This window comes from Streptomyces sp. NPDC087901 (assembly GCF_044742205.1).
Taxonomy (GTDB): domain Bacteria; phylum Actinomycetota; class Actinomycetes; order Streptomycetales; family Streptomycetaceae; genus Streptomyces.
The window spans coordinates 85,796-98,249 of the sequence record NZ_JBIUUC010000016.1 but is presented as its reverse complement, the minus strand read 5'-3'; the positions used below and the strand labels follow the sequence as shown (position 1 = coordinate 98,249).

13 protein-coding genes are annotated in these 12,454 nt (G+C 72.1%); 6 read left to right on the top strand and 7 right to left on the bottom strand.

Translation table 11 applies throughout. The features are described from left to right. Window positions 1-55 precede the first annotated feature (55 nt). Window positions 56-1,045 (bottom strand): GlxA family transcriptional regulator, encoded by a 990-nt coding sequence (locus ACIOEW_RS34565; protein ID WP_401968871.1) that lies wholly within the window; start codon window positions 1,043-1,045, stop codon window positions 56-58. A gap of 174 nt (window positions 1,046-1,219) precedes the next feature. Here ACIOEW_RS34565 and ACIOEW_RS34560 point away from each other — a divergent pair, with 174 nt between their 5' ends. Then, window positions 1,220-2,467: an MFS transporter gene (locus ACIOEW_RS34560; RefSeq protein ID WP_401968869.1), complete on the top strand. Its 1,248-nt coding sequence runs from the start codon at window positions 1,220-1,222 to the stop codon at window positions 2,465-2,467. A gap of 270 nt (window positions 2,468-2,737) precedes the next feature. On the opposite strand, the gene ACIOEW_RS34555 is transcribed toward ACIOEW_RS34560, so the two are convergent. Continuing rightward, the gene (locus tag ACIOEW_RS34555; protein ID WP_401968866.1) at window positions 2,738-3,448 is read right to left on the bottom strand and encodes a TetR/AcrR family transcriptional regulator; all 711 of its coding nucleotides are present in this window, start codon (window positions 3,446-3,448) and stop codon (window positions 2,738-2,740) included. Window positions 3,449-3,511: 63 nt separating this feature from the next. On the opposite strand from ACIOEW_RS34555, the gene ACIOEW_RS34550 reads away from it, so the two are divergent. Beyond that, the gene (locus ACIOEW_RS34550; RefSeq protein ID WP_401968864.1) at window positions 3,512-4,474 is read left to right on the top strand and encodes an ATP-binding cassette domain-containing protein; all 963 of its coding nucleotides are present in this window, start codon (window positions 3,512-3,514) and stop codon (window positions 4,472-4,474) included. A gap of 80 nt (window positions 4,475-4,554) precedes the next feature. Beyond that, a complete protein-coding gene (locus ACIOEW_RS34545; protein ID WP_401968999.1) occupies window positions 4,555-5,307 on the top strand; it encodes an ABC transporter permease in 753 nt (250 codons plus the stop codon). Window positions 5,308-5,361: 54 nt separating this feature from the next. On the opposite strand, the gene ACIOEW_RS34540 is transcribed toward ACIOEW_RS34545, so the two are convergent. From ACIOEW_RS34540 to ACIOEW_RS34530, 3 genes are all read right to left on the bottom strand, one after another. Further along, window positions 5,362-5,970, bottom strand: coding sequence for a TetR/AcrR family transcriptional regulator (locus tag ACIOEW_RS34540; RefSeq protein WP_362548680.1), 609 nt, complete (start codon window positions 5,968-5,970; stop codon window positions 5,362-5,364). Between the two features lie 193 nt (window positions 5,971-6,163). Then, window positions 6,164-6,427 (bottom strand): hypothetical protein, encoded by a 264-nt coding sequence (locus tag ACIOEW_RS34535; RefSeq protein ID WP_350992387.1) that lies wholly within the window; start codon window positions 6,425-6,427, stop codon window positions 6,164-6,166. Between the two features lie 276 nt (window positions 6,428-6,703). After that, a complete protein-coding gene (locus ACIOEW_RS34530) occupies window positions 6,704-7,513 on the bottom strand; it encodes an SGNH/GDSL hydrolase family protein (protein ID WP_362548683.1) in 810 nt (269 codons plus the stop codon). Between the two features lie 208 nt (window positions 7,514-7,721). Between ACIOEW_RS34530 and ACIOEW_RS34525 the strand changes: the two genes are divergently transcribed. Further along, window positions 7,722-8,828 (top strand): DUF5925 domain-containing protein, encoded by a 1,107-nt coding sequence (locus tag ACIOEW_RS34525; RefSeq protein WP_362548686.1) that lies wholly within the window; start codon window positions 7,722-7,724, stop codon window positions 8,826-8,828. Window positions 8,829-8,872: 44 nt separating this feature from the next. Here ACIOEW_RS34525 and ACIOEW_RS34520 read toward each other — a convergent pair whose 3' ends face one another. Beyond that, complete coding sequence (locus ACIOEW_RS34520; RefSeq protein ID WP_350992381.1) at window positions 8,873-9,247, bottom strand: GntR family transcriptional regulator; 375 nt, start codon at window positions 9,245-9,247, stop codon at window positions 8,873-8,875. Between the two features lie 69 nt (window positions 9,248-9,316). Here ACIOEW_RS34520 and ACIOEW_RS34515 point away from each other — a divergent pair, with 69 nt between their 5' ends. Beyond that, window positions 9,317-10,237, top strand: coding sequence for a GNAT family N-acetyltransferase (locus tag ACIOEW_RS34515; protein ID WP_401968861.1), 921 nt, complete (start codon window positions 9,317-9,319; stop codon window positions 10,235-10,237). After that, window positions 10,218-10,715 (top strand): DUF402 domain-containing protein, encoded by a 498-nt coding sequence (locus tag ACIOEW_RS34510; protein WP_401968859.1) that lies wholly within the window; start codon window positions 10,218-10,220, stop codon window positions 10,713-10,715. The genes ACIOEW_RS34515 and ACIOEW_RS34510 overlap by 20 nt, the downstream gene beginning before the upstream one ends. Before the next feature lie 141 nt (window positions 10,716-10,856). Here the strand turns inward: ACIOEW_RS34510 and ACIOEW_RS34505 are convergent, their stop codons facing one another. Beyond that, entirely contained in the window at window positions 10,857-12,335 is a 1,479-nt protein-coding gene (locus ACIOEW_RS34505) for a trifunctional class I SAM-dependent methyltransferase/NUDIX hydrolase/VOC family protein (RefSeq protein ID WP_401968857.1), read from the bottom strand. Window positions 12,336-12,454: the final 119 nt, after the last annotated feature.

Below are 12,454 nucleotides of genomic sequence, written 5' to 3'. Positions count from 1 at the left end.
ACCGCCGCTCGGCACCCCTCGGGGAAGGCATCCCCGGAGGCCGGCTTCGGCGCCCCTACCCGGCCTCGTCCGCGCGGAAGGTGCGCCGGTAGGCGGCGGGCGTGGTGCGCAGCGCCTCGTGGAAACGCCTGCGCAGGTTGACGGCCGAGGAGAGGCCGACCCGGCGCGCGATGGTCTCCACCGGCAGGTCGGTCTCCTCCAGCAGCGCCCGGGTGGCGGCGAGCCGCCGGTCGAGCAGCCAGCGTCCGGGGCTGATGCCCAGCTGCTCGGCGAAGCGCCGGGTCAGCGTGCGGGCCGAGACCTGGGAGCGGACCGCCATCTCTGCGACGCTGACCGGCTGGTCCAGGCGACCGGCCAGCCACTCCAGCAGCGGGGCCAGTGAGTCGGCGACCGGCCCGGACGTGGGCAGTTCGGCGTACTGCAGCTGGCAGCCCTCGCGGTGCGGAGGCATCACCATCTGCCGTGCGATCCGCATCGCGTAGGCGGCTCCGTGGTCGGTACGCACGAGGTGCAGGCAGAGGTCCACGCCGGCCGCCGATCCGGCACTGGTGGCGACGTCGCCGTGGTCCACGTACAGCACCCCAGGATCCACCTGGACCTGCGGGAACCCTGCCGCCAGCTCGGCGGCCCTGGCCCAGTGGGTGGCGGCCCTCCGGCCGTCCAGCAGCCCGGCGGCGGCGAGCACGAAGGCACCCGAGCAGATGGCCACGATCCGCGCACCGCGCCGGTGCGCCCGGCTGACCGCCGCGGCCACCGCCGGCGGCACCTCGGCGGCGGCCGGCCCCTGCCGACCGGGCACCAGCAAGGTGTCCGCGCGCTCCAGCGCGTCCAGGCCCGCCGTGACCAGCAGGTCGTAGCCGGCCTGGGTGCGCACCGGCCCGGGTTGCTCGGCACAGACCTCGAACGCGTAGCGGGCGGGGATCTCCGGGCCGTGGTCACCGAACACCTCGGCTGCGCAGGCCAGCGGGAAGGTCGACTGCTGGGGCTGCAGCAGGGCCACCACCCGGTGCGGCGCAGGGGACTTCGGCAGCGAACGAGGCGTCATGGCGGGAAAGTACCCCATCATGTCGTTCGGGACACTGGGGCAGCCGATTGGTCCGGACCAGGATGGTGCGTTGTGACAACTACGCAAGCGCGGAACCAGTCCTCACCCCCAGCCCATCCACCCGGCGGGCAGCCCAGTGCTCCACCGGGTGAACGGCCGCCCGCACGACCTCCGTTGTGGGACCGGCGCTTCACGCTCTACTTCGTCGCCCGTTCGGTCTCGCTGGTGGGCGACGCGATGATGCCGGTGGCCGCCGCGCTCGCGGTGGGCGCGCTCTACGGAGTCTCCGGCGTCGGCTTCGTCCTCGGCACCTGGACCGGGACATGCGTCGTCCTGGTCCTGTTCGGCGGGGTGTTCGCCGACCGGTGGGGCGCACGCCGGATGATGGTCGGCGCGGATCTCGTCCGGGTGCTCACCCAGGGCGTGCTGGCGGCCGCGTTCCTCGCCGGGCCGCCGCCCTTCTGGCTGCTGGTGACCATGGCGGCCCTGGCCGGTGCGGCCACCGCGATGTTCCAGCCGGGGGTGAACGGGATGGTCCCGCTGGTCACCCGCGAGCCGCAGCGGGCCAACGCCACGCTGAAGGTGGCCGACGCGCTCGCCCAGTTGCTCGGTCCGGCCCTGGCGGGGCTGCTGATCGCGCTGACCGGCGCCGGGACCGTGTACGCGATCGACGCGGGCACGTTCGTACTCAGCGCCCTGTGCCTGGCGCTCATCCGCCTCGCCCCCGCCGGCACCCGGGCCGATGCCGGATCCCCTTCCCCCGGAGGGAGTTCGCTCCGCCGCGACCTGCGCCAGGGCTGGCACGAGTTCCGCTCCCGCACCTGGATGTGGGCGGTGATCCTGATCTGGGTGGTCTACGGCGTGCTGCTCTTCGGCCCGCTGGTCCCGCTCACCTCGACCCTGATCGGCTCCCGGTCCGGCCCCAACGCCTACGGCCTGGCGGTCTCGTTCCTCGGCGTCGGAACCGTGCTCGGCGGCCTGCTGGCGCTGCGGGTGCGACCCGCCCGGCCGCTGGCGGCAGGCGCGGTGGCGATGGGACTGTTCACGGTGTTGCCGCTCTGCGTGGCACTGGGCGCGGAGCTGCCGGTGCTGCTGGCGGGCCACGTCCTCGGCGGCGGCGCCTTGGCGTTCTGGTCGGTGATGTGGGCGACCAGCGTGCAGACCCACACCCCACCCGCGGTACTCAACCGGGTCACCGCGTACGAGCTGGCCGGCTCGGTGTCCGGGATCGCGGTCGGCCAGATACTGGCGGGGCCCGCCACCGCACTGGCCTCCCCGGAGCGGCTGCTGCTGGTCTCTGCGGGCACCTGCCTGGTGGGCTGCGTGGCGCTGCTCTCGATCCCGGCGATCCGCACGCTGCGCCGCGCCGCCCCCACGGACGGCGGCCGGCCGGAAGCACCGGACGGCCCGCGCGGAGGGTGAGCGGCCCGGGTGGAGGGCGAGCTGCCCAGGTGGAGGGTGAGCTGCCCAGGTGGAGGGTGAGCGGCCCGCGCGGAGGGGTGAGCCCGCCCCGCGAGCGCTCGGCCGCGGAACGGAGAGGTCCCGCAGCACGCCCCCACGGCCCTGCCGTACCCGCCGTATTTGCCGTACCCGCCGCCCCCGCCCACCGGGCAGCACCGGCCGTCGTCCGTGCCGGCACCGCCCGTCACCCGGCGCGGCCAATCCTCCGACGCATGGAGCAGGCGTTCGGAATCATGTCCGGTCGAACGAGTCCAGCACCCGGGCGAGTGCCCGGTCGAACACCCCGTCCAGATCGATCGGTCCGGGATCCTCGGCGAACCCGGCCGCCATCCGCGGGTACTTCCCGGTCATGACCTGGCTGATCAGATACCCGGTGCGGGCAGCCTGCTCCTGCTCCTCGGACCAGGGCAGCGAGCGGCTGCGCTCCGCCGTGGCGATCTCGTTGGCGGTGTAGGTGGTCACCACGCCGTTGACCATGGCGATGAGTTCCATCTTCTCGCCGAACCGCACGTCCACGCCGTCCAGACAGCTCAGCGCGTACTCCAGGTACCGCAGGGCGTTCGGGCTGAACCCGTAGACGGGTGACATCAGTCGGGGCACCCAGGTGTGGCGGCGCATCATCCCCCGGGCCTGGTGGGCCAGGGCGAGCAGGTCGGCGCGCCAGTCGCCCGAGGGCTCCGGGTACTCGTACCCCGCGCTGACGGCGTCGAGCATCAGCTCGTGCAGGTCCTCCTTGCGGGGCACGTAGTTGTAGAGCGACATAGTGCCGCAGCCGAGCTCGGCCGCCACTTTCCGCATCGACACCGCGTCGAGCCCCTCCGCGTCCGCGATGCGCACGGCGGCAGCCGCGATGTCCGCGCGGCTGAACGCGGGCTTGGGGCCGCGGCCCGCACGCTCGGGGCGCGCCCAGATCACTTCGGGTACAGCGGGTCGCCCCACCATTGATCATCACCTCGACCACCATGGTAGTTACGTACACCGTACGTAGTACGGTACCGTTGCGGCATGACAACTACGTACGCTGTACTTAGTGAAGGTCTGGAGAAGCGCTATGGCGACGTCCATGCGCTGAGCGGCCTCGATCTGGCCGTGGCCGAGGGCACCGTCTGCGGAGTCCTGGGGCCCAACGGCGCCGGCAAGACCACCGCCGTCCGCGTCCTCACCACGCTGACCGCCCCCGACGGTGGCAGCGCCCGGATCGCGGGCCACGACGTGGTGCATGAGCCCGGGGCCGTACGGGCGGCGATCGGCGTCACGGGGCAGAGCGCCTCCGTCGACGGCGAGCTGTCCGGCAGGCAGAACCTGCGGCTCTTCGCCCGGCTGCTCAAGTACCGGGGCGCGGCCGTGCGCACCCGCGCCGACGACCTCCTCGAACGCTTCGAGCTGACCGGCGCGGCCGACCGCCCGGCCCGCACCTACTCGGGCGGGATGCGTCGCCGCCTGGATCTCGCGGCCAGTCTGCTGGCCCGGCCCCAGGTGCTGTTCCTGGACGAGCCGAGCACCGGACTCGACCCGCACAGCCGCAATCAGATCTGGGCGGCGGTACGGGAGCTGGCGGGCGGCGGCACCACCGTCCTGCTCACCACGCAGTATCTGGAGGAGGCCGATCAGCTGGCGGACGACATCGTCCTCGTCGACAGCGGCCGGGCCGCCCACAGCGGCAGCCCCGCCGAACTGAAGGCCCGGATCGGCAGTTACGCCGAGGTCGTCGTCGCCCACGCATCGGCGCTCGCCCCGGCCGCGGCCGTCCTGGACCAGCTGACGGGTGCCGCGCCGGTGCTCGACCACGAACGCCGCACCGTGGGCGCGGTCGCCACGGACCCCACGCTCACCCTGCCCCGCATCGTCCGCGAGCTCGACGCGGCGGGCGCGGCGGTGAACGACGCGAGCCTGCGGCCGCCCACCCTCGACGAGGTCTTCCTGCGTCTGACCGGCCGCAGCGCCCCCCTGAAGGAGACGGCAGCATGAGCACCGACGCACTCGTCACGGAACGCCGGACCCCGGACGCCACCGGGGCCGCGAACACACCGGTCGCGGACGCCCTGGCCATGCTCGGCCGCCATCTGCAACGGATCAAGGCGGCCCCGGGCGTCCTGATCCTGACCCAGACGATGCCGATCACGATGCTGTTGTTCTTCGGGTACGTCTTCGGCAGCGCCCTGGCCGTGCCCGGTCAGGAGTACCGCGCCTTCCTGGTGCCGGGACTGCTGGCGGCCACCGCCGCGAACGGCATCATGACCGGGATGTTCCAGTCCGCGCAGGACTGCCACCGGGGCGTGATGGACCGGTTCCGCACCCTGCCGATGAGCAGGACCGCAGTGCCGTTCGGGCAGACCGCGGCCGATCTGCTGACCACGGCCGTCGGCCTGATCCCGCTGATCCTGGTCGGACTCGCCGTGGGCTGGCGGATCGAGGGCGGCCCGGCCGCCGCGCTGGGCGCGTTCGGGCTGCTGCTGCTGTTCCGGTTCGCCACCTCGTGGGTGGGCTGCTGGCTGGGGCTGCTGATCCGGAACGAGGAGGCCGCCGGCCAGATGGGCGCCGCCACGTTCATTCTGCCGCTGCTCTCCAGCGCGTACATCCCGACCGACAACCTGCCGGGGTGGCTGCGCACGCTCGCGGAGTGGAATCCGATCAGCGCCGTCGCCACGGCCACCCGCGACCTCTTCGGCAATGCCTCGCCGGCCGCCGACGCCGCATGGCCGGTCGCCCACCCGGTGGCCGGGACGCTGCTCTGGTCCGCACTGCTGCTCGCGGTCGCCGTGCCACTGTCCGTACGCCGCTACGCGCGCGGCGGCGAATGAAGGCGTAACGGGCTGGTGCGCGACGCGGCGCGGATCAGGTCGTCGGTGGGCCGCTCAGCCGGGCAGCGCGACCGGCCGGTCCAGCGCGCCCAGCAGGGAGACGAAGCTCGACTCCAGGAAGGCGCCGAGCTCGTCGAGGGCGTCCGGTTCGTCGAGCGGCCAGCTGGTGACAGCCTCCTCGGCGAAGGCCATCCAGGCCCGGGCGGCAACCAGCAGCCGCGGTGAGTCCGGCATCCCCAGCCGCCGCTGCCCCTCCTCCACCCGCCGGGCCAGAGTGTGGCGGGTGAACTCGACGATGTCCTCCACGGCGGGGTGACTGCCTCCGGCGCCGCGGACCAGGGCGAGATAGACCCTGCGATGCTCCGTCACATACGCCACGAACCCGGCGATGAAGGACCGCAGCCAGGGGACGGGTTCCAGCGAGAAGTCCGGCTCCGTGGCTGCGGCGAAGTCGTCGCACTCCTGCTGCACCACGGAGCGGTAGAAGTCACGCTTGGAATCGAAGTAGTGGAAGAGCAGCCCCCGGGAAATGCCGGCGCGGCGCGCCACATCGTCGGTGGAGAGCTCGTCCAGCGAGCGATCGGCGAGCATGTCCACGCCAATGGCGACCAACTGCGCCCTTCGCTCGTCGGGGCTCAGGCGCGCGGCTCGCTTCTCGGGCATGCGAACAGTGTAGAAGTATTTCGGCACCGAATTATCTCGGCACCCACTTCACCGGACCTCACGTCACCGGACGACACCCATGCGGCCACGACCCCGCAAGGGGCTCGCGCGGACATGGCGAAGCGCCACTGCCGGCTCCGGGGATGACGGAAGAGCAGGCAGCAGCGCGACGCCGGGGACCGGGTTCGTCGATTCAGCGGCGGCTGCCGAAGAGCGAGCGGCGCAGTCGCCGCAGCGGGGCGAAGAGCGAGACCCGCGCACTCTTGCTCCGGCGGGTGTGCGCGGCATCACGCGAGGTGAGCTCGCGCATCAGCAGCGTCGCCTCAGCGGACTCGCGCTGCGGGACGGCGGGGCCGCCCAGCACTGCGAGGTGACGGTCGAGGCGCGAACTCGTCGCGCTGCTCCCGCATGTGATGGCAGGCACACGCGCCCTGCTGTGCATCGTTATCTGTTCCATGTCACTCCCCACCCGTACGAGGGCACCCGGCCCGGGCAGGTTAACCCTATCGCCCCGCGGCGACACACGTGTATCCCGGGCACAGGATTGAGCACACACATACGGAGGTTGACGACCTGTCTGCGAATCACTGCGATTCCAGGGCGAGTTGGACAGATCGCCAACCTCTGGACACCTCACCGACCTCGGGGCCGGCCCCCGGAAGAAGGCCCCGGCCTGCGGGACCTCCGCCCCGGGAGGCGGCCTGACGGGGTGACGAACGTGGGTGCGGGCCGGTCAGTCGAGCGCGTTGAGGACGGGCAGATAGCCACCGGACTGCCCGGAGGCGAAGGGGTGGTACGACTCACCGATGTTGAGCCAGTTCAGACTGTGCAGCCAGGCACTTCCGGAGCAGATCTCGTGCCCGGTGAACTTTCCGGCGACGTCACCGAAGGTGAAGCCGTGATCGGCGGCGCGCTTGGCAGTGGCCGCGTTGAGGTAGTCGGAGGCACCGTTGATGGCGGTGCGCACCTTGTCGCTCAGACCGACGACGCAACTGCCGCCGATCTTGTAGAAGCGCGGGTAGCCGAGGACGACGACATGGGCGGACGGGGCCTTGGCGCTGATCGCGTCGTACACCGAGTTGAGCTTGCCGGGCAGGGTGGAGTCCACATAGCTGCGGGCGGTGGCGATCCGGCTGAGGCAGGTGGCCTCCGACTGGAGGACACAGGTCGTCATGACATCGGCGAATCCCGCGTCGTTGCCGCCGATGGAGATCGAGACCAGGTCGGTCGAGGAGGTGAGCGGTCCGAGCTGGCTTGCCGTCACGTCACCGGTGCGGGCACCCGAGCAGGCCGTGAAGGCGAACGAGGCGGGCGCGTTGGCGGCCGCCCAGAGCGAGGGGTAGGCGAGGGTGCTGCGCTTGCAGTCACCACTGGAGCCGATATAGCTGCCGGAGCCGACCCCCGAGGAGTAGGAGTCGCCCAGCGCGACATAGTCGACGGCTTGTACGGACGATGCGGCGTTCGCGGTGGCCGCCCCGGTCAGGGCGATGACTGCACCGAGCAGGAGCGAGGACGAGAACGCCACGAGTCTGGACATTTTCATGGAACCTCCCAGGGATCTGCCGGCAGGATCTCTGCCACGTCCGTGGTAGCAGCAGCGAAGGCCATTCCGGAAGTGTCCATGCCAAGTCGAACGGATGAGCTTTTCCCGGCGCTCTCCGATCACACGTCATATCAGCACCGGCGCACGTCATATCGGCACTGATGAAACCTGGGTGCGCGGGGTGCCCCCGTGCCGGATCATGGGCGCCATGTCTGCCAACCCCGAGTCCGCTCTGCCGATCCGGCTCACCGTCGACGACAGCGACTCCCCGTCCGACGTCGTCGACGCGCTGTTCCTCGGCCGCTTCGCGACGGGCGAGCAGCCGTACTCGCACAGCTCCTCCCTCGACCGGGTCCGGACGGGGGCCACGCTGCTGCCCCCGGCCGCGAAGGTGCTGCGCGCCGCGCGCGACGACGACCGCAGCGCCACACTCGCCGAGGGCGAGGGCTGGACCCTGCTCATCTCGCGATGGAACCGGGGCGCCGACGTCACGGTCACCGCGACCACCCCCGAACTGGCCCGGAAGGTGCTCGACGACGCCACGGAGGGCGCCCAGGACGAACCGGAGCCGCAGCCCGAGAACGTGACGATGGGCTTCTGGTACATGTCGCCGCGCCGCGGACCGCACCGCACGACCCGTCAGATCGCGGCCGGTACGTGGGACGAGGTACGGGCCAACTACACCGCACCGGTGGCCGATGCGATGGGCCGGCTGATGAAGGTCACGCCCGACGACATCTCGGGCCGGCTGCTCCTGCTGCACGGACCGCCCGGCACCGGCAAGACGTCCGCCCTGCGCACCCTGGCGAGGTCCTGGCGGGACTGGTGCCAGGTCGACTGCGTGCTCGACCCCGAGCGGCTCTTCAACGACGTCGGCTATCTGATGGACATCGCGATCGGCGAGGACGAGGGCAGCGCGAAAGGCCGCTGGCGGCTGCTGCTGCTCGAGGACTGCGACGAGCTGATCCGCGGCGAGGCCAAACACACGGCCGGCCAGGCGCTGTCCCGGCTCCTCAACCTCACGGACGGGCTGCTGGGCCAGGGCCGCAACGTCCTCGTCGGGGTGACCACCAACGAGGACCTGGAACGGCTCCACCCGGCGGCCGTCAGGCCCGGCCGCTGCCTGGCCCGGATCGAGGTGGGACCGCTGACCCGCAAGGAGTCCGTGGCGTGGCTCGGCACGGAGGAGGGCCTCGGCCGGGACGTGGCGCGCGAGGGAGCGACCCTGGCGGAGCTGTACGCGCTGCGCCGCGGCACCGGCCCCGCATCGGTCCCCAGGCAGGACTCGGGCGCGGACGCGGGTCTGTACCTCTGAACGGACCGCGGCCGCGCGGACTCCCCGGCCGGATCAGCCCCGCCTCACCCCGTGTACACCGCCCGCACCGCGTCCTGCGCCAGTTCCAGCGCCCGCGCCCGGGACATCCCCAGCCGCCGGACCTGTTCCGCGTACTCGCGCGCCGCGGACGCCGCGTTGCGTTCGGCCGCGTCGCCCGCGGCGGCGACGAACGTCCCGTTGCGCCCGCGTGTCTCGATCACCCCGTCCCCCTCCAGCGCCCGGTAGGCCTTGGCGACGGTGTTGGCGGCGAGGCCGAGCTCCTCGGCGAAACCGCGGACGGTCGGGAGCTTGTAGCCGACCGGCAGCGCGCCGGAGCGGGCCAGTTCGGAGATCTGCGTGCGCAGCTGCTCGTACGGAGCGGTGCCGGAATCCGGGTCAACGGCGATCTTCAGAGTCACGGGCCGATTCTGCCCCACCGTCGGAAATTCGGGAGCGGACGGGCCGGACCTGCGGGTACGGTCCGGGCCATGACTGTCATCGTGCGCGATTTCCGGCCCGCCGACGCCGAGGACTGGGTCCGGGTGAGGCGCGCGGCGCTCCCATTCCTGGTCACCACACCGGAGCAGGTCGTGTTCGACCTGGCCACCGCCCATCCTGACAAGCGGTACCGGCTGCTGGTCGCGGAGGAGGAGGGCGAGGTCATCGGGACGGCCCAGGCGGGGCTGGCGTACGAGAGCCCCGAGCCGGGGCAGGCGTTCTGCAATCCGTACATCCACCCGGAGCGGACCGGCCGGGGAGCGGGCACGCTGCTGCTGCGTACGGCCGAGGAGTATCTGGCCCTGGCCGGTGCGACCTCGGTCTACGTCTGGGTCCTGGACACCCCCGGCGACCGGGCGTTCGCCGCGAAGCACGACTATGCGTCGAGCAGGCCCGCGCACTTCTTCCATCTCGGCCTGGCGGGCGCCACACTGCCGCCCCGTCAGGAGCTGCCGGCCGGTGTCGAGCTGCGCACCGGCGCCGACTTCGCCGACGATCCGCGCCCGCTCTTCGAGGCTGATGCCGAGACCACCACGGACGAGCCCAGCGACACACCGGCCCGGCTGTCGGACTACGAGGAGTGGCTGACGGAGACCTGGGGCAGTCCCGGCCTCGACCACCACCTCACCTCGGTCGTGGTGGCCGACGGCGAGGTGGCGGCGTTCACCGCGGCGGAGACCGACGGAGTGGACCGCTACTGGTCGGGGATGACCGGGACCCGGCGGGCGTTCCGCAACCGCGGGCTGGCGAAGCTCGCCAAGAACGACTCGCTGCACCGGGCGCGCGACGCCGGGTTCACCGACGCCTACACCGGCAACGACGCCGGCAACGGTCCGATGCTGGCGATCAACCGCTGGTTCGGCTACGAGATCTGTGCGAAGCAGGTGCGCCATGTCCGCAAACTCGGCTGAGTCCGAACTGACGGTCGTCCTGGTCAAGGCCGGAAAGACCAAGATCCGCTATCCCGCCGCCCTGGTTGCCGACGACGGCACCCGGGTGACGGTACGTGCGCCCTGGGCCGCCCCCGGAGTCCGCGACTTCGGCTTCGTACGTTTCGAGCCGGGTGACGTCTTCACCGAGTACTACTGGCGCGACGCGTGGTTCGCGGTGAAGGAGGTCCGCACCGGGGCGGGTGAACTCAAGGGCTGGTACTGCGATGTGACCCGCCCGGCCGTCCTGCGGGACGGCGAGCTGCTCGTCGAGGACCTGGATCTCGATCTGTGGGTGTCGGCGGACCGTTCCGCCGTACTGCGCCTGGACGAGGACGAGTTCGAGGAGAGCGGCCTGGCCGGACGCGACCCGGAGGCGGCGAGGGCCGCCGTGGAAGCGCTGGACGAGCTGGAACGCATCGCCCGCACGGAGGAGGGGTTCGCCGGGCTGCTGGGCTGAGGCGCCCCGGCCGAGAGAGGGGGCTGGGCGCCCGGCCGTCCGGCACCCGGGCCCTCGTCCCGGCCCGAAAGAGAGGGCTGGGAAACCCGGCCGGCCAGCCCCCTCGCCCAACCCTCGCCCCGGGCCCTCTGGCCCGCCCCCTCAGCCCACCACCAGTTCCACCTCGTACCCCGCCGCGTCCTCCAGGTAGGCGGCCACATGCCCGTCGCCGCCCGCGTGCGGATGGCGGTCCGGGAACAGCAGCCGCCAGCCGTGGTCGGGGGCCCGGGCCACCAGCGCGTCGAGGGTGGCCCGGTCCTCGACGTGGAACGCCAGGTGGTTGAGCCCGGGGCGTCGGCGCTCGTGCGCTCCGGGGGCCAGGTCGGGCGACTGCTCGATCACCAGATAGCTGTCGCCGCGCCGCCAGCTGCGCCCGTGCGCCCACTGCTGGTACGGGACATGACCCAGCTCGCCGAGGAGCCAGTCCCAGCCGGGCGCGGCGGCCGCCAGATCGGGCACCCACAGCTCGATGTGGTGCAGCCGCCCGGTACGAGCGCCGCCGGCCTGCAGCGGCACGGCCCGGCGGACGCCCCGTGGTTCGTACGCGACGGTGTCGCCGTCCTCGTGCCAGTGGATCAGGAACTGCTCCCCCGCCCGGTAACCGTCGAGGCCGGCGCGGCAGTACGCGACCATGTCGTCCGGAAGGGCGTCCAGCGGGAACCACTCCAGCCCGGAGCACTTGTCCGGTTCACGGTTGTACGGCGGCCGGTCCGGGTCGTACTCCGCCTCGAAGAACCAGCCCGTCCTGGGGTTGCCGCCCGGCCCCCGGTGCTGCATGACCAGGGCCATGCGGAGCTCCTCCGGTTCGAGCGCGATCCCGATCTCCTCGGCCGTCTCGCGGATCACCGCGTCACGGACGTCCTCACCGTCCTCCACATGCCCGGACGGGGCGTGCAGCAGCCCGTCCGCGTACCCCGTACCGGCCCGTCGGGCAAGCAGCACGTCGGAGCCGCGGCGGAGGATCAGATGCACATCGACGACCTCGGCGTGCCGGCGCGGGGGTTCGGCCCGCGCCACCAGGGCGTAGCGCTCGTCGTCGACCTCCTTGCCCCAGAGGTCCCGGTCGCCGGAGAGCCGCTCGTGGTGGATGCGCTCGGTGAACGGGGTGATCAGCGCGGTGAGTTGCCCGGCGGACAGCCCGACCCCGTTCCACACGCCTTCGACCAGGACCAGTCTGCCGCCGGGCCGCAGCAGGCCGAACCAGTGGCTCAGGACGGCCGCCGGGTCGGGGAGCAGCCACACCACGTGCCGGACCAGGATCACGTCGAACCGCTGCTTGCCGACCGGCGGCGCGGCCGCATCCCCGGTCAGCACCTCGGTCCCCGTACCGGCCAGCTTGGCGCGTGCCTGCTCCACCATGCGCGGCGAGCGGTCCACGGCGGTGACCCGGTGGCCCTGCCCGGAGACGAGCAGCGCCAGGCTTCCGGTGCCGCACCCCAGGTCGAGGACCTCGGACCGTTCCCGGGGCAGCCAGTTCTCCAACCGCTGCGCCCAGGCGTGCCGGACCACGGGGTCGAGCAGGCCGTGGTCCGGTTCCTCGTCGAAGGAACCTGCGGCCGAATCCCAGTCGATCGTCGTCATGGACCGATCGTGCCAGCTGCCACTGACAGCGGCGGCCCCTCTCCCCGGGAGGCGTCCCGGTCCCGGGGCAGCCGACGGCCGGTCTTAAGCATTCTTGAGTGGCCCCTTAAGGCCGTCAT

Bases quoted from the DNA above. Each gene is read 5' to 3' on its own strand.
- ACIOEW_RS34565 (WP_401968871.1), bottom strand. From the start codon at position 1,045: ATGACGCCTCGTTCGCTGCCGAAGTCCCCTGCGCCGCACCGGGTGGTG.
- ACIOEW_RS34555 (WP_401968866.1), bottom strand. From the start codon at position 3,448: ATGGTGGGGCGACCCGCTGTACCCGAAGTGATCTGGGCGCGCCCCGAG.
- ACIOEW_RS34550 (WP_401968864.1), top strand. From the start codon at position 3,512: ATGACAACTACGTACGCTGTACTTAGTGAAGGTCTGGAGAAGCGCTAT.
- ACIOEW_RS34545 (WP_401968999.1), top strand. From the start codon at position 4,555: ATGCTCGGCCGCCATCTGCAACGGATCAAGGCGGCCCCGGGCGTCCTG.
- ACIOEW_RS34540 (WP_362548680.1), bottom strand. From the start codon at position 5,970: ATGCCCGAGAAGCGAGCCGCGCGCCTGAGCCCCGACGAGCGAAGGGCG.
- ACIOEW_RS34535 (WP_350992387.1), bottom strand. From the start codon at position 6,427: ATGGAACAGATAACGATGCACAGCAGGGCGCGTGTGCCTGCCATCACA.
- ACIOEW_RS34530 (WP_362548683.1), bottom strand. From the start codon at position 7,513: ATGAAAATGTCCAGACTCGTGGCGTTCTCGTCCTCGCTCCTGCTCGGT.
- ACIOEW_RS34525 (WP_362548686.1), top strand. From the start codon at position 7,722: ATGTCTGCCAACCCCGAGTCCGCTCTGCCGATCCGGCTCACCGTCGAC.
- ACIOEW_RS34515 (WP_401968861.1), top strand. From the start codon at position 9,317: ATGACTGTCATCGTGCGCGATTTCCGGCCCGCCGACGCCGAGGACTGG.
- ACIOEW_RS34510 (WP_401968859.1), top strand. From the start codon at position 10,218: ATGTCCGCAAACTCGGCTGAGTCCGAACTGACGGTCGTCCTGGTCAAG.
- ACIOEW_RS34505 (WP_401968857.1), bottom strand. From the start codon at position 12,335: ATGACGACGATCGACTGGGATTCGGCCGCAGGTTCCTTCGACGAGGAA.